General features: G+C 63.2%; 19 protein-coding genes and 1 riboswitch. Of the genes, 7 read left to right on the top strand and 12 right to left on the bottom strand.

Translation table 11 applies throughout. The annotated features are described in order from the left end of the window. Nucleotides 1–3,182, top strand: a 3,182-nt coding sequence (locus IEV82_RS21735) for a DUF4214 domain-containing protein (RefSeq protein WP_188484194.1), incomplete at its 5' end; no start/stop codon positions are given. A gap of 232 nt (nt 3,183–3,414) precedes the next feature. Then, nucleotides 3,415–3,608, top strand: a riboswitch (cobalamin riboswitch). A 101-nt stretch (nt 3,609–3,709) separates the two neighbouring features. Next, nucleotides 3,710–4,012: a hypothetical protein gene (locus tag IEV82_RS21730; RefSeq protein ID WP_188484193.1), complete on the top strand. Its 303-nt coding sequence runs from the start codon at nt 3,710–3,712 to the stop codon at nt 4,010–4,012. Here IEV82_RS21730 and IEV82_RS21725 read toward each other — a convergent pair. The 12 genes from IEV82_RS21725 to IEV82_RS21670 form a co-directional block, all read right to left on the bottom strand. Further along, the gene (locus IEV82_RS21725) at nt 4,007–4,666 is read right to left on the bottom strand and encodes a transaldolase family protein (RefSeq protein ID WP_188484192.1); all 660 of its coding nucleotides are present in this window, start codon (nt 4,664–4,666) and stop codon (nt 4,007–4,009) included. The two genes, IEV82_RS21730 and IEV82_RS21725, sit on opposite strands and share 6 nt — an antisense overlap. A 4-nt stretch (nt 4,667–4,670) precedes the next feature. Next, entirely contained in the window at nt 4,671–5,624 is a 954-nt protein-coding gene (locus IEV82_RS21720) for a carbohydrate kinase family protein (RefSeq protein ID WP_188484191.1), read from the bottom strand. A gap of 23 nt (nt 5,625–5,647) precedes the next feature. Further along, the gene (locus IEV82_RS21715; protein ID WP_229747963.1) at nt 5,648–6,388 is read right to left on the bottom strand and encodes a proteasome-type protease; all 741 of its coding nucleotides are present in this window, start codon (nt 6,386–6,388) and stop codon (nt 5,648–5,650) included. Between the two features lie 10 nt (nt 6,389–6,398). Continuing rightward, entirely contained in the window at nt 6,399–7,196 is a 798-nt protein-coding gene (locus IEV82_RS21710; RefSeq protein WP_188484190.1) for a transglutaminase family protein, read from the bottom strand. Between the two features lie 21 nt (nt 7,197–7,217). After that, nucleotides 7,218–8,159 carry an alpha-E domain-containing protein gene (locus IEV82_RS21705; protein ID WP_188484189.1) on the bottom strand — a complete coding sequence of 314 codons (942 nt, stop codon included), beginning with the start codon at nt 8,157–8,159 and terminating at the stop codon, nt 7,218–7,220. A 4-nt stretch (nt 8,160–8,163) separates the two neighbouring features. Then, entirely contained in the window at nt 8,164–9,588 is a 1,425-nt protein-coding gene (locus tag IEV82_RS21700) for a circularly permuted type 2 ATP-grasp protein (RefSeq protein WP_188484188.1), read from the bottom strand. Nucleotides 9,589–9,775: 187 nt separating this feature from the next. Further along, complete coding sequence (locus tag IEV82_RS21695) at nt 9,776–11,086, bottom strand: TRAP transporter large permease (protein ID WP_188484187.1); 1,311 nt, start codon at nt 11,084–11,086, stop codon at nt 9,776–9,778. After that, nucleotides 11,086–11,592 (bottom strand): TRAP transporter small permease, encoded by a 507-nt coding sequence (locus IEV82_RS21690; protein WP_188484186.1) that lies wholly within the window; start codon nt 11,590–11,592, stop codon nt 11,086–11,088. Before IEV82_RS21690 ends, IEV82_RS21695 begins: the two co-directional genes overlap by 1 nt. A gap of 55 nt (nt 11,593–11,647) precedes the next feature. Then, nucleotides 11,648–12,661, bottom strand: coding sequence for a TRAP transporter substrate-binding protein DctP (dctP, locus tag IEV82_RS21685; RefSeq protein ID WP_188484185.1), 1,014 nt, complete (start codon nt 12,659–12,661; stop codon nt 11,648–11,650). 40 nt (nt 12,662–12,701) lie between these two features. After that, entirely contained in the window at nt 12,702–13,349 is a 648-nt protein-coding gene (gene leuD, locus IEV82_RS21680; protein WP_188484184.1) for a 3-isopropylmalate dehydratase small subunit, read from the bottom strand. Then, on the bottom strand, nt 13,346–14,746 hold the full coding sequence (leuC, locus tag IEV82_RS21675) for a 3-isopropylmalate dehydratase large subunit (protein ID WP_188484183.1): 1,401 nt from the start codon (nt 14,744–14,746) through the stop codon (nt 13,346–13,348). The genes leuD and leuC overlap by 4 nt, the downstream gene beginning before the upstream one ends. Then, nucleotides 14,743–15,531, bottom strand: a complete 789-nt coding sequence (locus tag IEV82_RS21670) for a GntR family transcriptional regulator (protein ID WP_373285257.1) — start codon at nt 15,529–15,531, stop codon at nt 14,743–14,745. The genes leuC and IEV82_RS21670 overlap by 4 nt, the downstream gene beginning before the upstream one ends. A gap of 136 nt (nt 15,532–15,667) precedes the next feature. On the opposite strand from IEV82_RS21670, the gene IEV82_RS21665 reads away from it, so the two are divergent. The 5 genes from IEV82_RS21665 to IEV82_RS21645 are packed head-to-tail and all read left to right on the top strand — an operon-like array spanning nt 15,668 to nt 21,448. Continuing rightward, entirely contained in the window at nt 15,668–16,228 is a 561-nt protein-coding gene (locus tag IEV82_RS21665; protein WP_188484181.1) for a tautomerase family protein, read from the top strand. Further along, complete coding sequence (locus IEV82_RS21660; RefSeq protein WP_188484180.1) at nt 16,225–17,919, top strand: hydantoinase B/oxoprolinase family protein; 1,695 nt, start codon at nt 16,225–16,227, stop codon at nt 17,917–17,919. The genes IEV82_RS21665 and IEV82_RS21660 overlap by 4 nt, the downstream gene beginning before the upstream one ends. Continuing rightward, nucleotides 17,916–19,973, top strand: coding sequence for a hydantoinase/oxoprolinase family protein (locus IEV82_RS21655; protein ID WP_188484179.1), 2,058 nt, complete (start codon nt 17,916–17,918; stop codon nt 19,971–19,973). The genes IEV82_RS21660 and IEV82_RS21655 overlap by 4 nt, the downstream gene beginning before the upstream one ends. Nucleotides 19,974–19,976: 3 nt before the next feature. Next, nucleotides 19,977–20,582, top strand: a complete 606-nt coding sequence (locus IEV82_RS21650; RefSeq protein WP_188484178.1) for a cysteine hydrolase family protein — start codon at nt 19,977–19,979, stop codon at nt 20,580–20,582. Next, a complete protein-coding gene (locus tag IEV82_RS21645) occupies nt 20,579–21,448 on the top strand; it encodes an isocitrate lyase/PEP mutase family protein (protein WP_188484177.1) in 870 nt (289 codons plus the stop codon). The genes IEV82_RS21650 and IEV82_RS21645 overlap by 4 nt, the downstream gene beginning before the upstream one ends. The last annotated feature ends 2 nt before the right edge of the window (nt 21,449–21,450 follow it).

The raw sequence follows: 21,450 nt of genomic DNA, 5'->3' as shown, positions 1-21,450 counted from the left end.
CCGATCCGCAGAACACCGGCAACTACCTGCGCAACATCGAGGTGGTCAAGCAGGAGCACATCCCCGCCTTCGAGGCCGGCGCATTGTTCAATCCGCTCTGGCTCGAGGTGATCGACGACGCCCAGGGGCTGCGCTTCATGGATTGGCAGGAGACCAACGAATCCACCATCCGCAGCTGGTCCGAGCGCCCCACGGTGGACACCTACAGCTATGCCGGGGGCGTGCCGCTCGAGGTCATGGTCGCGCTGGCCAATGCCACCGGCACCGAGCCGTGGTTCAACATGCCCTGGAACGCCGACGAGACCTATATCCGCACTTTCGCCACCTATGTGCGCGACACTCTCGATCCGGACCTGCGCGCCCATATCGAGATGTCCAACGAGGTCTGGAACTGGATGTTCGAGCAGGCCCGCGATGCCGCCCAGGCCGCCGAAGCGCGCTTCGGCCAGGATCTCGGCAATGGCTGGATGCAGGAATACGGTGCCCGCTCCGCCGAGATGGCCCGCGTCCTGGACAGCGTCTATGCAGGGGCCGAGGATCGGCTGGTCAAGGTCATCGCGACCCACACCTACTGGCCCGGCCTCGAGGAGGGCGCCCTGCAGGCCCCGGACTGGCAGGCGCTGAGCCCGGCCAACACGGCCCCCTATCTCTCCTTCGACACCTATGCGATCACCGGCTATTTCGGCAACAGCCTCGGCACCGACGAAAAGGCGCCCGCCGTTCTGGACTGGATCGCCCGCAGCGAGGCGCAGGCCCGGCAGGACGCATCGGCACAGGGGCTGCGCGGGGCGGCCGCAGAGACCTATGTCGCCGAGCACCGCTTCGATCTGGCCGAAGCCCTCGCCGTGCGCGAGCTGCGCGACGGCTCCGTCACCGGCAATGCCGAGGATTCCCTGGCCGGTCTCTTCGAGATGTTCGCCTATCACAAGTCGGTCGCCGACGCCCACGGGCTCGACCTGGTGATGTACGAGGGCGGCACCCATGTGGTCGGCATCGGCTCCTGGGTCAACAACGACCTGCTCACCGAGTTCTTCACCCATCTCAACTATTCCGCCGGCATGGGCCAGCTCTACACCGAGCTCTTCGCAGGCTGGGAGGATGCGGGCGGCACGCTCTTCAACGTCTTCGTCGATGTCTCCGAACCCAGCCAATGGGGCAGCTGGGGCTCGCTGCGCCACCTGCAGGACAGCACCGCGCGCCACGACGCGGTGGAACGCTTCATGGACAGCCACCCCGCACCCGCCACGATGAAGGACGGCGTCTGGGACAACGGCGCGTTCGAGTTCGGCCCCGCGCCCGGGCCGACACCGGTGGAGGAGGACGATGCGCCCGTTGCTCCGGATGTGCAGGATCCCCCGACCTGGACCCCCCCGCCCAGCCCCACACCCGAACCGCGGCCCGCACCCGAACCCACGCCTGCGCCAGCACCAACCCCGCAGCCGCTGGACGAGGTCCGGGAATATGTCTTCGGCAACGACCTCTTCGCCTGGGGCGTCGGCGACCCGGAGATCACGGTGCCCTACTGGACCGACATGCTCGCCGATGCCGCAGGCCTCTCCTATGCCACCGCCATCCAGACCGGCATGCTGACCCGGCATGACGACCTGCCGCCCGACCCGCATCTGGGGATCGACGGGGTCGACTCGTCCTGGGATCCGGACACCGGCCAGAGCTTCGCCCAGGCGGGTTTCAACCAGATCACCCTCTCTGCGGTCAACTTCGTGCAGGACCAGTCCCCCGACAGCCCCTATTGGCACGAGCCCACCACCTCCCCGCTGGAGGCGGCGCTGCGCATCATCGACTGGACCCAGGACCGCGCGCCCGGGGCCGCCGTCAACATCTACGAGGCCTGGCCGGGAATGGACGGCTTGCCCTCCAGCGCCGCGCAATTCGCCGCCTGGACGGACTTCATGACCGGCGACTGGCATGGCTGGTGGGTCTCCCTCACCGAAATGCTCCAGCAGGCCCGACCCGATCTCGACATCCGCCTGATCAGCGTCGGCACTACCGTCGCACAGATGCTCGACACCCCGTCGCTCGGCCTCACCCGCCTCACCGCCGCCGATCTCTTCCTCGACGACGACGGCCACGCCACACCAACCCTCTCCTTCCTCGCAGCACTCCTGCACTACACAACCCTCACAGGATCCCAACCACCACAGGACATCGACCTCCCCAACTCCATCCACCCCGCAGTCGCTCAGAACTACGCCCAGATCGCACAATGGGTCGGGGAGAAGGTGGGCGTCACTCTGCCCGAACCGCTGGTCGCGCCCTTTTCGGAAAGATCGCAGGACGCGCGGGAAGAGGACGGGACGGGCCTCACCGCTGGTGCGACGGCGGGCGACGATGTGATCCGACCGGAGGCCGGAGACGTGCTGGTCGATGGCGGAAACGGGTTCGACACGGTGATGATGAGCGGCGATCAGGGAAGTTATTCGCTGCGCTTTGACGATGGCACTGTCTGGATCGAGAACCGGGCAGAGGGCGCGGGGCCGGTGCAGTTGCGCAACATCGAGCGAGTCGATTTCGACCGTGAGGTTTCGCCTTTTGCAGAGGACGGCCTGTCGATCGAGATGTTCGACGGCATGGCGCGTCTTGAGAGCGATGCGATGGCAGCGCTGACCGAGCTCTACATCGCCTATTTCAACCGCGCCCCCGATGCGGTGGGGCTTTACTTCTGGGGGAACCAGATGGCGGGGGGACTTGGCCTTGACGAGATCGCCACGCTTTTCTTCGATCAGCCCGAGACGCGGGATCTTTATGGGGCGCTGGAGGACATGCCAACCTTCGTGACCGCGGTTTATCAGAACGTGCTCGGGCGCGCGCCCGATGCGTCGGGCATGGAGTTCTGGCTGAGTGTGCTTGACTCCGGGACCGGGCTTGCGCCTGCTCGCTTCATCCAGGCCATCCTTGAAGGAGCAAAGGCCGAAAGCGGCAGCCCAGCTGACGCTGCCTACCTGGCGAACAAGGTGCTTTTGGGCGGGCATTTCGCCGTCGCACTCGGGATGTCGGACCTCACCGATGCGGCCGACATAATGCAGGCCTTCGACGGATCGGACAGCAGTCTTGAGGCGAGGATCAGCCAAAGCGACGCGCTTCATGCCGATATCCTGGACGGGGCGCGTGACGGGTTCCTGATGCAATTGGTTGGTATCTCTGACCAGCCCTTCGCGGTGTAGCGGCCAGTTTTGCCACCCGGCATGGCGCAACATGCGGTCAATGAGGAGCCGGAACAGGCGGATCAACAGGAAGACGACCATCGGGCGGGGCCTTTGCGAGATGAATTGGGCCATATCGCCCAAGTGCCGCCCAGTTCTGGCACCGAAGTCTTAACAACCCGTATGCAGCGCCCCAAGCCTGCGTCGAATTGGGCAAGCCCACACAAAGCCGATTGATTGGAATCGCGGCTTCTGTGACAGTGAAGATGATGGTGGGCAGCGTGTGATGCGCTGTCCCAATAGGGAATACGGTGAAAATCCGTGACTGCCCCCGCAACTGTAAGCGACGAGTGCTTCGCGCATAGCCACTGGGCCAGATGGTCTGGGAAGGTGCGAACCGCATGAAGACCCGCAAGTCAGGAGACCTGCCATCACACGTGAACTGAACCCGGGCGGGGTGCACCGGAGGTCGAGATGCCTGGCGCCTTGATGGCGCGATAGATGCCTGCGACCTCGATGCGACCCGCCTCAGCGCGGAGGGCGCTATTATGTCGATCGAAAGAACCCTGACCCAGTTGCAAGTCAATCCACGCACGCCGGAACGCGCGCGGGAAATCGGGCAATTGGGCTATATGCAATGGCTTGGCGGGCTGCCCGCGCAGGCCTGTTACATCACCGAGGCCACCTGTGCCTACATGGCGGCCGAACCGTTCCGGAACACCGACCCGGCGGTCGCGGAATTCTGCGCATTGTTGAAGGCATCGCTGGAAGTGCCCCTTCAACCTTTGGATCTTTCCCTGCCGAAACCCCGCAGGCGGGGTGGTGCCAGGGAAAGGCGGCTGTCTCTATAGCGTCCGCCCAAGAGCGGCGGCCTCGAAATCGGCGGCGGCCTGATCCGTCATCGGATCGCTGAGCAGGCGGCGGGCCAGATCGGGTGCGAGTGTGAAGCAATCGAGCCCTCGGCCCGCCAGTGCCACGATCTGATCGGCGTTGCGCAGGGAGGCAACAAGGATGCGGGGCTGTGCACCCGCGATGGCCCGCATCTGCGTGATGAGGTCGAGGGCAGGCAGACCGGCCTCCAGCATGCGACCGAAATAGGGTGCTGCAAAATTGGCGTTGAGTGCCTTGGCGACAACGACCTGTTTGGGATCGTAGACGGCGGTGAGCAGGATCGCCCCACCCAACGCCTTGATCGCGGGCACAGTTCGGAGCGCCGCTTCTGTCATCGGGATCTTGACCACCGTTCGCAGCCCGGCGGCGGCCCCGGCATCATAAAGGCTGCCCGCCCAGTCGACATAGGTTTCCACCGGCCCAAAGACCTGAGCGTGCAGGTCCTGTGCACCCAGATCGCGGGCGCGTTGGGCCATGTCTTTCCAGTTTATCGAAGGGTAGTCGAGCCCGGCACGCTGAGCCAGCAGCGGGTTGGTGGTGATGCCCCGGAACAGTCCGGTCGGCATGAGATCGGCCCACGCCTCGCGGTCAGCCGTATCGAGATAGAGGTCCATCGGATCAGTCGGCAGAGGCCATCGCGGCGTCCAGCTCTTGCAGGGTGGGCGGGTTGCAGCCAGCGCGGCTGCAATTGATGGAGGCGGCCATACCTGCACGTCGGATCAGGGTTTCGACCTGAGCGGCATGAAGACCGTCGAGCGCGGCGGGTGACAGCGCGGCAGTCCGGGCCAGACCCGCCAGAAGTGTAGCCATGAACGTGTCACCTGCGCCCACGGTGTCGACAAGACTGGGCACAGGCGGTGCTGGAATGTTCACGGTGCTGTCGCCGCACATCGCGATTGCGCCATCGGGGCCCTTGGTCATGACCACCAGAGACGCCGATGTCTGGCTGCGCACATGCGCCAAGGCAGCATCTTGCGGCATATCCGGGCACAGACCTTCGAGGTCTTCATCGCTAAGCTTCAGGAGATGCGCGGCCTGCATCATGCGGAAGATCCGCGCGCGGTAAGCGTCGATATCGGTGATGACCGACAGCCGCACATTGGGATCGAGCGACACGAGCGTGCCGGAGGCAAAGGCGGTGGCACAGGTCTTTTCCCACGCATCGGCATCGGCGCCATCGGTCAGGGCCAGAGACCCGGTATGAAGCGCTGTCGTATCGGCGGGCATAGAGGCCGCGAGCGAGCCAGCGGTGACGCGGCGTTCCGCCGTCCCGTCGCGTTCGAATATGTAGGACGGAATGCCCTTGGTCACGGTCACGCGGGCCATGGTCGTGGGGGCATCGAGCCGCCCACCGCTGAGCGTGACACCGGAGGCGAGCAGCGTGTCGGCCAGAATGTCGCCCCAGGAATCGGTGGAAATCGGCGTGAGGTAATGCACATCCGCCTGTTGACGCCCCAGCGCCATGGCCACGTTGAACGGGGACCCACCGGCCAGAGCGGACACCTCGCCATCGCGGGTGACGTGATCAATGAGGTTTTCTCCGCCGACGCAGATGACAGGGCTTGCAAACATGACAGGACTCCCTGCGGTGGACTTCAGTTCGTGTTCAGGTGGACATCGGGCAATGTGTCCAGCGCCTGCTTAAGGGCATTGCCCCATTGTGTCGAGATTGCCTGAAATTCGGGGTTGTCGGCCTCGACCCGGCCCACGTGTTTTTTCTCGAAACTGTCGGTCCGGTAGCAGAAGTAATCCAGCGGTGCGCCCACTGACAGGTTCGCCTTGAGCGTGGAATCGAAACTGACCAACAACAGCTTGAGCGCATCGGCAAAGCTGATGTCCGGATCATAGGCGCGTACGAGGATCGGACGACCGTACTTGATCTCGCCGATCTGGAAGAACGGCGTGTCCTCTCCGGCTTCGATGAAATTGCCCTGCGGATAGATCAGGAACAGGCGCGGAGGGCTGCCCGCGATCTGCCCGCCCAAGATCAGCGTCGCCTCGAAGGCGCTGTCGGCGCGCTGGCCGCCTTCGCGCAGGCCCTTGATGACCTCGCGCAGCGTGTCGCCCACCATGCAGGCGGCCTGGAACATCGACGGTGCCCTGAGCAGCGACGGCGTGCGATCCTCGGGGTGCTTGCTGCGTTCCTCGAGCAGGCTGACCACGGCTTGCGTCGTGGCCAGATTGCCCGCCGACATCAGCGTCATCACCCGCTCGCCGGGTTCTTCCCAGATCGTCATCTTCTTGAAGGTCGAGATGTTGTCCAAACCGGCATTGGTGCGGGTGTCCGACATGAAGACCAAGCCGCTGCGCAGCATCATTCCAACGCAATATGTCACTGGGTCGCCTTTATTGCTGAGCCACGTGGATGGTGACGTGCAACACTTCGTTCACGCCGCCGATCCTCATACCAGATATCGGGGCGGCTTCGGAATAGTCCAGCCCCGTTGCAACGCGAATATATCGTGTGTCAGGCGAAACACCGTTCGATACGTCGAAGCCGACCCAGCCAAGCCCCTCGACATGCACCTCGGCCCAGGCGTGCATGGCGTCCTGCGTCGTTGTTTCGTTCAGCATGAGATAGCCACTGGCATAGCGCGCCGGGAGTTTGAGCGCCCGCGCACAGGCGATCATGATATGGGTGTGATCCTGACAGACGCCCTGCCCCGCCGTGATCGAGTCTTCGGCGCTCCAGTCCGGTGCGGATGCGCCAAGCAAATAGGACACCTGAGTTCGGATGCGGTCCGACAGCTCGTGCAGGTCTGAAATACCCGGATCGGGGTTGATGCCCTTGATCAATGCCCGCGTCCCCGGCCCCGGTTCGGTTCGGGGGGTGTTCATCTCGTAAAGCCACAAAGGGGTCGTGCCGTGATGCGGACCCAGGACACCGGCATTGTCGGTGATCTCGACCTCACCGGAACTGGACACCGACAATTCGGTGACCTCGGGATCAAAGCTGATCAGCTCGGTCGTGTTGTGATGATGATCCTCGAACGTGACTTCCTTGCGCCCGCCGGTGATCTGGGTCTGCCAGTGCACAACGGACTGATTGTATGAACTCTTTGGCGTCTTGCGCAATTGCTGCAAGCCATAGATCACCGGCGTGTCGAACGTGTACACCGTGGTGTGGTCGATCTTCAGGCGCATGCTGGACAGTCCTGTTCGGGCCTAGGCATAAAAGCGGAAATCCTGTTCGATCTGGCGTGAAATGGCCGACAATTCCTTAAGGGTTTTCTGAAGAAACTCGTGCAGCCCGAATTCGAAAATGGCGTCGATGCTTTGGGACAACAACCCGTCCCGCAGCGCGTCAACCTTTTCGCGCGAGCCTGCACCGGCATCCCCGCCATCGGCGAGATACCCGAGATTATCACAGAGTTTGCCTGCGCAAAAGGCCAGTGATCGGGGCATCCGGCGGTCGAGGATCAGGAAATCAGCGATTTGCCGCGGTCCGCCGCCCGCCCCGTATTCCATGCGGAACCCGCCGCGCGCCGAGACAGAGCGCAGGATCGATTCCCATTGCACGTTGTCGAGCGAAGTGCCCACGGCACGGGCCGAAGGCAGCAGGACATAGTATTTCACATCGAGGATGCGCGCGGTGTTGTCCGCCCGCTCCAGAAACGTGCCCAGACGCGCGAAGTCGTAAATGTCGTTGCGCAGCATCGTGCCATGCGTGACGCCGCGCACCAGCGCCGCGTGATGCCGGATCAGCCGCACGATGCTGGGCAGATCGCGTTCCGACACCTTGCGGGTCAACGCTTTTTTCAGGGACATGTAGGCCGAGTTCACAGCCTCCCAGACATCGCCGGTGATGGCGGTCCGGACCAGACGCGCATTTTGCCGGGCCGCGTTCACGCTCGACACCACCGAGGACGGATTGTCCTTGCTGCGCAGCATCCAGTCGACAGCCAGATCGCGCGAGACCTCGTCATGGGCAGCCATGAACCCTTCCAGACAATCGGCGGATCGCATCACCGACAGCCATTCATCGTCGGTCTGGTTGAGCCGGGTCAGGGCAATCCGCTGGCCGGTCTCGATCAGTCGCGCGGTGTTCTCGGCCCTCTCCATGTAGCGATACATCCAGAAGAGGCCATTGGCGGTTTTTCCCAGCATGGCGCTACTCCTCCAGGACCCAGGTGTCTTTCGTTCCCCCGCCCTGCGAGGAGTTCACGACCAGCGATCCCTTCTTGAGCGCCACGCGGGTCAGGCCGCCGGGGGTGATCTTGATCCCGTCCGGGCTGACCAGCACGTAGGGCCGCAGATCGACATGGCGCGGCGTCAGGCCCGCCTTGGCAAAGATCGGCACGGTGGACAGGCTGAGCGTGGGCTGGGCAATGTAGTTCTTGGGCCGCGCCCTGAGCTTGCGGCGGAAATCGGCGATGTCCTTCTTCGTGGCGGTCGGCCCGATCAACATGCCGTAGCCGCCGGAGCCGTGCACTTCCTTGACGACAAGGTCTTCGAGGTTGTCGAGCACATAGGCCAGCGAGTCCGGTTCAGAACAGCGCCATGTCGGCACGTTCTGCAGGAGCGGGCGTTCACCGGTGTAGAATTCGACGATTTCCGGCATGTAGGAATAGATCGCCTTGTCGTCGGAAATTCCAGTCCCCGGTGCATTGGCGATGGTGATGCCGCCCGCGCGGTAGACATCCATGATCCCCGGCACGCCCAACTGGCTGTCGGGATTGAAGTTCAACGGATCGAGGAAATCATCATCGACCCGGCGGTAGAGCACGTCGATGGGCTTGTACCCACGGGTCGTGCGCATCGCGACACGTCCGTCGATCACCCTCAGGTCATGCCCTTCGACAAGTTCGACACCCATCTGGTCGGCAAGGAAAGCATGCTCGAAATAGGCCGAGTTATAAATTCCCGGCGTGAGTACCGCGACCGTGGGATCGGCTTGCGCCATGCGGGGCGCGCAGGCGGCAAGCGACCGGCGCAGGTCGATCGGGTATTGCTGCACCGACTGCACGCGATTCTTGGAGAACAGTTCCGGGAACATCTGCAACATGGTCTCGCGGTTTTCGAGCATGTAACTCACCCCGGAGGGCGTCCGCGCATTGTCTTCGAGCACGTAGAATTCGCCCGGTCCGGTGCAGACAAGGTCGATGCCGACGATATGCGTATACACGCCGCCCGGCACATCGACGCCCATCATCTTGGATTGAAACGCCTCGTTCTGGTAGATCATCGCGCGCGGGATGCGACCCGCCTTCAGGATTTCCTGCGTGTGGTAGATGTCATGCAGGAACGCGTTGATCGCACGCACCCGCTGCTCGATACCGCGCGACAGCTTGGCCCATTCCGACCCAGAGATGATCCGGGGAATGATATCGAAGGGGATCAGGCGCTCTTCAGCCTCGGACCTGCCATAGACGTTGAAGGTGATGCCAGTCAGGCGGAACAGGTCCTCGGCTTCGCGGTTCTTGGCACGCAATCGCTTGGGATCTTCCTGATCAAACCAATCGAAGAAATTCTGATAGGGCGCGCGAATTTGGTCGTCACGGCCCCACATTTCGTCAAATACAGAGTGTTCGGTCATGGTTTACGCTTGCGCAACAGCGTCGGACACGCAAGCCGATCACGCGCCAACCGGGAGTTTTCGCTCAAAAAAATTGCGGAATGCCTGTTTTCTGGGCTTTTTGAAGGCATTGTTTGAACGCCATGCGCAGAGACACGCGCGGACTCGCTCTTCGGCAACGTCTTCACAGCTGTCACAGCATGGTAATCTAACCAAGGCCGGGCAGCCACGTGGCCAGAATCGGGAATATGATCAAAAGTGCCACCACCAGAAGCGAACACAGGATGAACGGGAACGCGGCGCGATAGATCTCGCGCATGGTCGTGTTTGGCGGTGCCACACCTTTCATGACGAACAAGAGCAACCCGAAAGGTGGGGTGGTAAAGCTGATTTCCAGCGCCAGCAGCATGATAAGACCGAACCAGATCGGATCAAAACCCAGGGTCGCCGCCAGGGGAAAGAAGATCGGCACGGTGAGCAGCATGATCGAGATCTGCTCCATGAACATCCCCAGCACCAGCAGCACGCCGAACATCACCAGAAGCATCAGCGTCGGGTCCAGATCGAACCCGGTGGCCCAATTGATCAACCCACGCGATGCGCCGGAAAACGCCAGAAGCTGGCTGAACGTCGCGGACCCGAAGACGATCAGGTAGGCCATCAGCGTCACGCGAAGCGCGCCGCGCACCGATTTCTTGATCGAGTCCCATGTCAGGCAGCGATAACACGCGGCCAGGATCAGCACGCCCAGCGCACCGAAGGCCGCCGCTTCGGAGGGGGTCACGATGCCGTTGATCATCATGATGACGATGACCACCATAAGGCCGATCATCGGCACCACGTCGCGCATCAGAACGGCGATCTTTTCGCCTGCGGACATCGGGTCCACGTCATAGGCGGGGGCCGCATCGGGGTCGATGCGGGTCTGGATATAGATCGTGGCGATATAGAATCCGGCCAATATCAGCCCCGGTATGACCCCGGCGATCAGCAACGCCCCAACGTCGATCTTGGCAAGTGTCGCCAAGAGAACCGCCAGCGCCGAGGGCGGGATGATGATGGCAAGCCCACCTGTGCCAAGGATCGGACCGATGGACATGTGGCTTTTGTACCCGCGCAGGTTCATCTCGGGCACCATCAGCGACCCGAGAAGCGCGGTTGACCCCATGGACGACCCCGACAGCGTGGAAAACCCGGTGCCGCCGATCACGGTGACATAACTCAGCCGCCCCGGCAGGCGCCCGAGCAGCTTGTCGATGGCCGAGAACATGCGACTTCCCAGCCCGGTCTGGAAGAATATCTCGCCCATCAGCAGAAAAAGAGGGATCGGCACAAGCGCAAAGATCGTCAGTGCGCCCCAGCCGTTGTTCAGAAGCGCGACAACCCCGCGCTCTCCACCCATGAACACCCATGCGCCGATGATGTTCGCCGCCAGAAACGCCAGCGCCACGGGCATGCCCAGCGCCATGAGAACCATGATGCTGCCAACCAGCAGACCAAGCGCTTCGAACCATTCCATTATTCGTGAATCCCCGCTTCACCCGAGTGCATGAGGTCTGACCCGAACACGAACCGGGAGAATTCGATCGCCATGACGGAAAAGGCGATGGGAAAGGTCACGGTCAGAAGCCAACGGGGATAGTAGTAGGCGCGCACGTCGAAATTGTTGCGCTCGATATTGGTCAGGAACAATTGCAGCCCGTACCACGCCAGGATCACGCAGACGAACACGCAGAGCGCCGCCACAAACCGGCTGACAAACCGTCGCAAGCTGGGCGGCAAGGCGGCGGTGACCAGTTCGATATGAACATGGCCCTTTTCGCGCACCAGCCAGGGCGCACCGAGCATCGTCATGTACAGAATGCCGTATTCGGCCGAGGTGAACAGCCACGCGAAGGGCTGCATCCCCAGATTGCGCATCAGCACGGACACGACCACCGACACCATCAGCCAGACCAGGGTCAGGGCTGCGATGAAAGCCATCGTGTACAAAAGGGCGTCATAGGCCCGGATCACGGCGCGCATGGAATGTTCCGTTCGAATGAGGGTGGGCCGGGGCGCCTGCCCCGGCCCAAGTGTCTTAGTTGTCGGCAGCCGGATCGTAGAACTTGGCGATCAGGTCGTCATAGCCGGCAACGGCTGTCGGTGTCGCTTCCATCAGCTCCTTCATGCGTGCCCAGGTGGTTTCACGGGCAGCGGCAAGGTAGTTGGCCTTGGCCTCACCTTCGAGTTCAACCACCGTCATGCCGGCGGCATCAAGCGCTGCGAAATCCTCGTCCCGCTTGGTGCGAAGCGCGTTCACGCTGTCGATCTCGTGCTGCATCGCGGTGTTCTGAAGAATACCCTTGGCCTCGTCGCTCAGACCGTTCCATGTGTCGAGGTTCACGATCACGCCAAGGTCGGTCGAGAAGAAGCAGGGCTCGATCCGGTAGTTCAGGAACTCGTTCCACTTGAGGTCGATCAGGCCGATCTGGGTCCAGCCGGTTGCGTCGACCACGCCGTTCTGCAGCGCCGAATAGACTTCTCCGGTCGGCAGGTCGATCACCTGCGCTTGCAGGTAGTTGGTGAAGAACGCGTTGTAGACAGCATTGCCGCGCAGACGCAGACCCTCGACTTCGAGGTTGCCATCCGCATCAAACGACGGCTCATCGCGGGTCCAGAGGTTGTAGCACACACCGCTGTCGAACCAGCCAAGGTATTTCACCCCCATCCGCTCCTGGTGGATTCGGTCGATCAAATCGAGCCCGCCGTTCTGGCGCGTCTCGATGGCGGTCAGGTTCGATGCCACAAGCGCATCTTTCTCGGGCAGCGCACCGCCGTAGAACGAACCGGGCGTGTAGACCATGTCGACGATGCCATCGCGCACCGCGTCGGGCTGCTGCATCATGCCGATGGCCTCGGGGCCGCCGCGCACTTCGATCTGGATCACGCCCGCACCGGCTTCGTTCACCTTGTCCACGAAGGACAGGAAGCTTTGCGTATAGATCAGAGTTTCGGGAAACGCGTGCACCGCCGTTATCGTCTCTTCCGCATGGGCCACGGACCCAAGCAGCACCCCACCGGCAACGCAGCCTTTGAGCAAGTTCATCGTCATGGATAGTTCCTCCTACACCCTTCGGCCATCATGGCCTGTGTTACTGCGAAACGGTGTCCCGCCCCGCTCTTCTGAAGTCGGTCTGTTGGACTGGTACGGCCCACGGTTTGCCTTGCACGTGCTGCGCACGGAATGCCGCGATAGCCTGTTTATGGGTCTGGGTCAGGTCGATATCGTCCCAACCATTGATCAGTTTCTGCTGCCAGACATCGTCGAGCGTGACGTCCAGTGTGGTGTTGCCCAGCCGAATTTTTCGGTCGATCAGGTCAACGCTCACCTCTTGCGGGCCATCGGCGAGCAATGCGATCGCCGCGTCCACATCGGCCTCGGACACCCGCGCGGGCAGCAGGCCGTTGTTCACCGAATTGCTGGCGAAGATATCGCCAAAGCTGGGCGCGATCACGACGCGGATGCCGAAATCGACCAGCGCGTAAACGGCGGCCTCGCGCGACGATCCGCTGCCGAAATTGCGGCGTGAGATCAGGATGCTGGCGTTGGGCACCATGTTCAACGGGAAGTCCGACACAGGTGTGCCGTCGCTGTCATGGCGCATGTCGTGCAGCAGGAAAGGCCCGTAACCTTCGGAACGCGGCGTCGACATGAATCGTGCCGGGATCAGTTGATCCGTATCCACGTTCTCGCGATCCAGCGCCACGGCCGGGCCGGTATGTGTGGTCCACCCGCTCATGCGACCTCGCGCCCGCGCAAAAGATCGCGCACATCAGTCAGATGCCCGGTCACCGCCGCCGCCGCCACCATCGCAGGCGACATCAGATGCGTCCGCGCGCCGCGCCCCTGACGACCCCGGAAGTTGCGGTTGGTGGTCGAGGCGCAGCGCTTGCCCGGCTCCACGTGATCGCCGTTCATCGCGACACACATCGAACACCCCGACCCGACCCAGTCGAGACCTGCGTCGGTAAAGATGCGGTCCAGCCCTTCGGCCTCGGCCTGTGCTTTCACCAGTTGCGACCCGGGCGACACGATGCCCGGCACCTTGGCGCGCCGACCGGCCAGAACGGCGGCCGCCGCGCGCAGGTCTTCGATGCGGGCATTGGTGCAAGAGCCGATGAACACCTGATCCACGGCAATCTCGGTCAGCGCGCGACCGGCGGTCAGACCCATGTAGTCCAGCGCATTGCGCGCGCGATCCGCCGCACTGCCCTGCAAAAGCGAGGGGTCGGGAATGGTGGCCGTCACCGGCAAGGCGTCTTCGGGCGACGTGCCCCATGTCACGATGGGCGCGATCTCGGAAGCGTCGAGGGAGACTGTGGTTTCGAACTCCGCGTCGGAGTCGGATGGCAGCAGTGACCATAGCTCAACCGCGCGATCCCACTCCGCTCCGGTCGGCGCAAATGGCCGTCCCCTCACATAGTCAAACGTGGTCTCATCCGGCGCAATCATGCCGAACCGGGCACCGCCTTCGATGGACAGGTTGCACAGCGTCATGCGCCCTTCCATCGACATCGCCCGTACAGCCGCGCCCGTATATTCAATCGCATGACCCCGCGCGCCATCGGCCCCCAGCTTGGCGATCCACGCCAGCGCCAGGTCCTTTGCCCCGACCCCCGGCCCAAGACGCCCGGTCACGTCGATCCGCATCGCCTTGGGCTTTTTCTGCCAGACCGTTTGCGTCGCCAGCACATGCGCCACTTCCGTGGCACCAATGCCAAAGGCCAAGGCCCCGAACGCGCCGTGGGTCGAGGTGTGGCTGTCACCGCAATTGATGAGCAGGCCCGGCAGGGTCAGGCCTTGTTCCGGGCCGATCACATGCACGATGCCCTGACGGGGATCGTCGAGACCGAAACAGGTGATGCCGTGCTTCGCCGTATTCTCCGAAAGCGTGTCGATCATCCGCGCAATCGCATCCGTCGCAGGGCCACCACGGGTCGGTGCGTAGTGGTCGGCAACGCCAAAGGTCAGGCCGGGTTCGGCCACGGGCAGGTCGCGTTCCGCGATCTTGGCAAAGGCGTGATGCGAGCCTTCGTGCACGAGATGCCGATCCACCCAAAGCAGGCTGGTCCCGTCTTCGCGGCGCAGGATTTCATGGGCATCCCACAGCTTGTCGAGAAGACGGCGCCCACTCATGACGATGTGCCCCCGATCACCGGTTCCCAGTGCCGCGCTTCGCCAGCGCCGACACGGGCCAAGTCCATCTCGAGCCGGAACAGATCAGGGCGATAGAGCGCGGACAGATGCTCCACCCCCTGCCCGCCCGCATCACGGACGATGCGCTGCACGAACAACAGCGGCGATCCGACAGACACCTCCAGCGCCTCGGCCACATCCGGCGTCGCAAGCGCGGCAGTCACGGTCTGATGCGCACTTTCCACGCTCACACCGCTGCGCTCCAAGAGACGGAAAAGCGGCTGCGTCGCTAGATCGGCCTCGTCATAGCTGAGCGCGATGTCTTTCGGCACATAGGTGGTGAGGTGCGAAAACGGCGTGCCCCCCGAGGACCGCACGCGCACCGCCTTTTGCACATCCGCACCTTCGGGAATGCCCAGCGCTTGGGCCACCGCAGCAGGGGCGCTGTCATAGGAAAAGGACAAGAGCCGCGCAGTTGTCTTGCGGTCCATCTCAACGAGATGCGGGATCAGCGTTGCGAAATCGGCGGACAGGCGTTGGCCCGCCTGTTCCTGCGTCCGAACAACCGACCCGGCACCGGTCTTTTTCTCGATCCAGCCATCGGCAGCCAAAGCCTCCAGCGCGCGGCGGATCGTGATGCGGGATACATCGAACTGCTCGGCCAGCTTGTGCTCGCCGGGCAGGCGCGTGCCGTCCTTGAAGGCGCCGTTTGATATTTCGTCGCGCAGCAACAGGTAAACCCGGCGCGCCTTGCCGCCTTCTGGAAGTCCGGAATGCGCATTGATCGACACGACAGCGCGGCCCCTGTTGGTTGGCGATCTTCGCGGTCGCTTTGGTGATCCGGCGAAGATTCTTCGATTGTTGGTCTTTCAATATACCAAAACCTGTTATACGAAAAGTGCAGATTTTGGGGAGGGCCATATGCCAATCGTGGAAGCACATATCCTTGAAGGATATAGCCCGACCGAGAAATCACGCCTGACAACCGCCCTCACCGATGCGATTCGCTTTGTCGTTCCGGCACCGGACGAGGCGATCACGGTGATGCTGCACGAATACCCGTCCGAGGCTTATGCCCGCGGTGGGCAGCACCGCAAACCAGCACCCGCCCTGCCCGATCCAACCCAGATCGTGCGCGCCTACCTTGCGGCGATGGAAGCCCGTGATCTGGACACGGCGAAGACGACGCTGGGCGTCGGGTTCCAGATGGTGTTCCCCGGCACCCGGCCGATGACAGAACTCTCCGAACTGATCGACTGGTCCAAGGGCCGCTATCGGTTCGTCAAAAAGACCTATGACGGGTTCGACGCGTTGCACAGCGGCGGTGTGGCTGTCGTCTATGCCCGTGGCACGCTGTACGGCGAATGGATGGATGGCACGCCGTTCGAGGGCATCCGATTTATTGACCGGTTCGAGATCGCGCGTGACAAAATCCAGCGTCAGGACGTCTGGAACGACATGGCCGAGGTCCGCGCGCAATGAGTGCCGCCATCGACCCGATCACCCTGGCCGTTCTGGCAGGACGCATGGAACAGATCGCCGACGAGATGGACGCGACCCTGTTCCGCGCCGCCTTCAACCCGATCATCGCCGAGGCGCATGACGCCTCGCACGGGTTCTATCATGCCACCTCAGGCGACACGCTGGTGCAGGGCAAATCCGGCCTGCCGATCTTTGTCGGCGTCATGGCCTTTGCCGTGAAAGCGGTGATCGACAAGGCGGCAGAGGCGGGTGATCTGGCGGACGGGGACATCTACATCTTCAACGACGCCCATATCGGCGGCACGCACCTGTCCGACATGCGGCTGGTGCGGCCCTATTTCCGTAACGGCGAACTATTCTGCTACCTTGCCAGCGTCGGCCACTGGCACGATGTGGGCGGTGCCGTGCCGGGCAACTACAACCCCTCCGCCACCGAGGCCTTCCAGGAGGCGTTCATCCTGCCGCCCGTGAAGCTGGCCCGCGCAGGGGTGATCCAGCATGACATCATCGACATCCTGTTGCGCAACACCCGCCTGCCGCAATCGGCGATGGGCGATCTGAACGGGCAACTGGGCGCCTTGGACCTGGGTGTGAAACGGCTGGACGAGTTGCTCGACGAATACGGCGCCGAGACCGTTTCTGCCGCGCTCGTCGCCTTGGGCGACCGGGCCGAAACGCTGATGCGCTCGGAACTGTCAGGCCTGCCGGATGGCCGTTGGGAAGCCACGGATTACCTCGACAATGACGGGATCACCGATGTGGCCCTGCCGATCAAGGTCGCGCTCGAGATCAAGGGCGACCGGATGGTGCTGGATTTCGCAGGCACCGCACCTGTCACGGCTGGCCCCGTGAACATCGCCTATCCCACGGCGGTTGCGACGGCCTATGTCGCGATCAAGCACATCTTCCCCGACCTGCCCGCAAATGCCGGTGTCATGCGCCCCATCGACGTGCGGGTGCCGGACGGGTCACTGCTTTCAGCGGAATTCCCGGCCCCGGTCGGGGGCTACACCGAAACCATCCTGCGCATGATCGACGTGATCTTCAGCGCCGCATCACAAGCCGCCCCTGACCGCGTGGTCGCCAACGCCTATGGCACGATCAACGCGCTTTCCATTGCCGGCAAACGGGCGAACGGGCAACGCTGGGTGATGTTCAGCTTTTATGGCGGCGGGCATGGCGGCAGCATCGAGTCAGACGGCCTCAACCATGGCAACGCGCCGATTTCTACCGCGACGATCCCGCCGATGGAGATCCTTGAAGCGGCCTATCCGGTTATGTTCCGCCAATGGGCGCTGCGCCCGGACAGCGCGGGCGCAGGCCAGCATCGCGGGGGGTTGGGCGCGACTTACGAGATTGAAGTGCTTGAGGAAAGCGCCGAAGCCTTCCTGTTCGGCGAGCGCGGTCGCTTTGCCCCGCAGGGTGTGCAGGGCGGCGGAACCGGCGCGATGAACGTCTTTCATTATGAACAGGCGGACGGATGGAAGACACCGCCGCTGGCCTCAAAGATGCTCGGGATCAAGCTGACCAAGGGACAGGCCGTGCGCCTCGACACCCCCGGTGGCGGTGGCTATGGCCCTGCGACCAGTCGTGATGCACAGGCCGTCGCGCGGGACGTGGCGCTGGGATACCTGACGCCCGATGCAGCGACCGACCTCTACGGCCCCGCATGGAAAGAGGTCGCGGCATGACCAAGATGATCGGCGTCGATGTCGGCGGAACATTCACCGACGTGTTCGTGCTGGACGAAGCCACAGGCACTGCGACCGTGGCCAAGGTGCCCACCACCCGACCTGACCAGTCCAGTGGCTTTCTGGACGGGATTGGCCAGCAGGTCGATGACCTGTCCACCGTCGCGGCCGTTGTGCATGGCACCACCGCCGGAACCAATGCTCTGCTCGAGCGCAAAGGCGCAAAGATCGGCGTGATCACCACTCACGGACTCCGCGACGTTCTTGAAATGCGCCGCCGCGACAGGCCCCGCACCTGGGGCCTGCGCGGCGATTTCGAGCCCGTCGTGCCGCGAAACCTGCGGTTGGAGGTGCCGGAGCGTACGCTGGCAGATGGCACGATCCGCACACCCGTCGATCTGGACGCGGTCAAGGCGGCAGCGCAGACGTTGATCGACGAAGGCTGTCTGGCCGTCGCGATCCTGTTCGCCAACGCCTATGCCAACGCCGAGAACGAGGCCAAGGCGGTCGCCACCGTCCGCGCCCTGTGGCCCAATGACCACGTCAGCTGTTCGTCGGAAATCCTGCCAGAAATCCGCGAATTCGAACGCTTCTCGACCACGGCCCTGAACGCCTACCTGCAACCCGAAGTCTCCGGCTACATCAACCGTCTGGATCAGGCGCTGACCAAAGGCGGGTTCACCGGCGAGTTCATGATCGTGCAGTCCAATGGCGGCGTCATGGGCACCGAGACCGCCTGCCGCCTGCCCATCCGCACCGCGCTGTCCGGCCCCGCCGCTGGCGTGATCGCTGCCGGGCATATCGCCACAACGGCGGGTTTTGAAAACGTAATCACCGGCGACATGGGCGGCACCAGCTTTGACGTGGCGCTGATCGCCAAGGGGCAGTCGATGCTGTCGCCGCAGACCTCGATCGATTTCGGCATGGTGGTGCGCAACCCGATGATCGAGATCACGACGATTGGCGCGGGTGGTGGTTCCATCGCGTGGGTCGACAAGGGTGGATTGCTGAACATCGGCCCGGAAAGCGCGGGATCGACCCCCGGCCCGGTGGCTTACGGTCAGGGCAATGACCGTCCGACCGTGACCGATGCAAATGTCGTTCTGGGCCGCATCGACCCGGACAACCCCATCGGCGGCAAGCTGGACCGTCTGGATGTGGACGCTGCCGGGCGCGCCATCGACATTCATGTCGGCTCGAAACTGGACCTCACGACGATTCAAGCCGCCGAAGCCATCCTGCGGGTTGCCAATTCGCGCATGGCAGGCGCGATCCGTCTCGTGAGCATCGAACGCGGGTTCGATCCGAAACGTTTTGCCTTCATGCCCTTCGGCGGCGGAGGTGCCTTGCACACCGGCGCGATCCTCAAGGAGGTCGGAATCGGCAGCGCGATTGTTCCCCGCTATCCCGGTGTGACCAGTGCCATGGGCTGCGTGATCGCCGACATGCGGCAGGATTTCGTGCAAACGATCAACACCCTGACGGCGACGCTCGACACCGACGCGCTGCGCGGCGTGATGCAGCGGCATATCGACGAAGGCATGTCGCTTCTGGATGCCGCGCAATCCCGGTTCGAGGCGCGCGATATCGTGGTCGAGCTGGACATGGCCTATGTCGGCCAGACCCACACGGTTGCGGTGCCCTTGACGATCACGGTGGAGGGCACCACCGTCACCGCGCCGACCATTGCGGATGTCGAGACGGCCTTTGATGCCGCGTACCAAGCCACCTACGGGCGGCTGCTCAAGAACGGCACACGCCGGGTGATGAACCTGCGCACTGCCGTGATCGGGCGTCGGCCCAAGTTCGACCTGACCACGCTCGCCCCCAAAGGCGGCACTGTCGACGCCGCACGCACTGGCACCCGCAAGGTGCATTTCGGGGATGCGTGGCATGAGACCACGATCTACAACCGCCTTGCCCTGCCGGTCGGAGCGACGATCACGGGTCCCGCTATCCTCGTGCAGCCGGACACGACCGTTCTGGTGGACCCCGGCATGACAGCAACGGTGGATGCCTGTGGCAACACGATCATCACACGGGACGAGGATTGAGGCATGGCACAAACGATCGACCCAAAGCGCACAGCACTTCTGACCATCGACCTGCAGAACGACTTTCTGCACCCCGAAGGCGCCTATGGCCGTGCGGGACAGACAGCCGAGGCGATCACCGCCCTGCCCGCGCGGATCAAACCCGTCGTGGATGCGCTGCGCGCCAAGGGCGGCACCTATATCAGCGCGCAGTTCACGCTGGTGCCGGGGCCGAATGAGGAACCGCTCATCGCGCCGCATCTGAAGGAGCTACGGCCCTTTCTTGGCAAAGGCGATTTCGCGCCGGGCAAGTTCGGCCATGCGTTGGTCGATGCGCTTGCTCCGGCGGACTACACCATTGAAAAGGTGGCCTATTCCGCGCTGTACCAGACGCGGCTGGAATACATCCTGCGTGCGCTGGAGATCGACACGCTGATCATCGGCGGGATCGTCACGAATGGCGGTGTGGCCAGCACGGTGCGCGACGCGCATTTGCGCAACCTGCACACGATCCTGCTGTCCGATGGGTGCGCCGCGTTCAAGCAAGAGGTGCATGACGCCACGCTGCTATCGCTTGCGTCGGTCTGCCCGAACGTGACCTGCGCAGAGATGGTGGACAGACTGACATGACCCTCAAAACCCGCCTTTCCGCCGATGACATCCTTGTCGCCCCCGGTGTCTATGATGCCCTGACCGCCACCTTGGCCGCACAGGCGGGTTTTGATGCGCTGTATCTCAGCGGGGCGGCGGTGGCCTATACGCGGCTGGGCCGGCCTGACATCGGTCTCACCTCGGTCAGCGAGATGGTCGACACGATGGCCCTGATCCGCGACCGCGTGGACCTGCCGGTGATCATCGACGCCGATACCGGGTTCGGCAACGCGATGAACGCGCAGCGGACGATGCGGCTATATGAACGCGCGGGGGCGAATGCCCTGCAGGTCGAGGATCAGACTTATCCCAAACGCTGCGGGCATCTGGCCGAGAAATCCATCATTCCCACGCAGGAAATGGTCGGCAAGATCGCCGCGATGGCTGACGCCCGTGCAAGTGACGAGACACTCATCATCGCCCGCACCGATGCGGTTGCCGTCGAGGGGTTCGACGCCGCTATCGACCGCGCCGAAGCCTATGTCGAGGCGGGCGCTGATGCGCTGTTCATCGAAGCGCTGCGGTCGGTCGAAGAATTGAACACCGTGGCACAGCGGTTCAAGGATTGCGTGCCGCTTTTGGCAAACATGGTCGAAGGCGGGGCCACGCCGATCCAGACCGCGTCGGACCTCGAGGCCATGGGCTTTTCCATCGTCATCTTTCCTGGCGGCATCGTCCGCGCCCTCGCCCGCACCGCCGAGGATTACTATGCCAGCCTGATGTCCACCGGCAGCAACCGCGCCTTTGCCGACCGGATGTTCGATTTCAGCGGGTTGAACGACCGTCTGGGCACGGACGAGATGCTCGCCTTGGGCAAACGCTACGAGTCCGGCGGGCACGACTGAGC

The organism is Marivita lacus, assembly GCF_014637725.1.
Lineage (GTDB): Bacteria > Pseudomonadota > Alphaproteobacteria > Rhodobacterales > Rhodobacteraceae > Marivita > Marivita lacus.
Note: the sequence above shows the minus strand (reverse complement) of the source record. Positions and strands in the feature narration are given on the sequence as shown.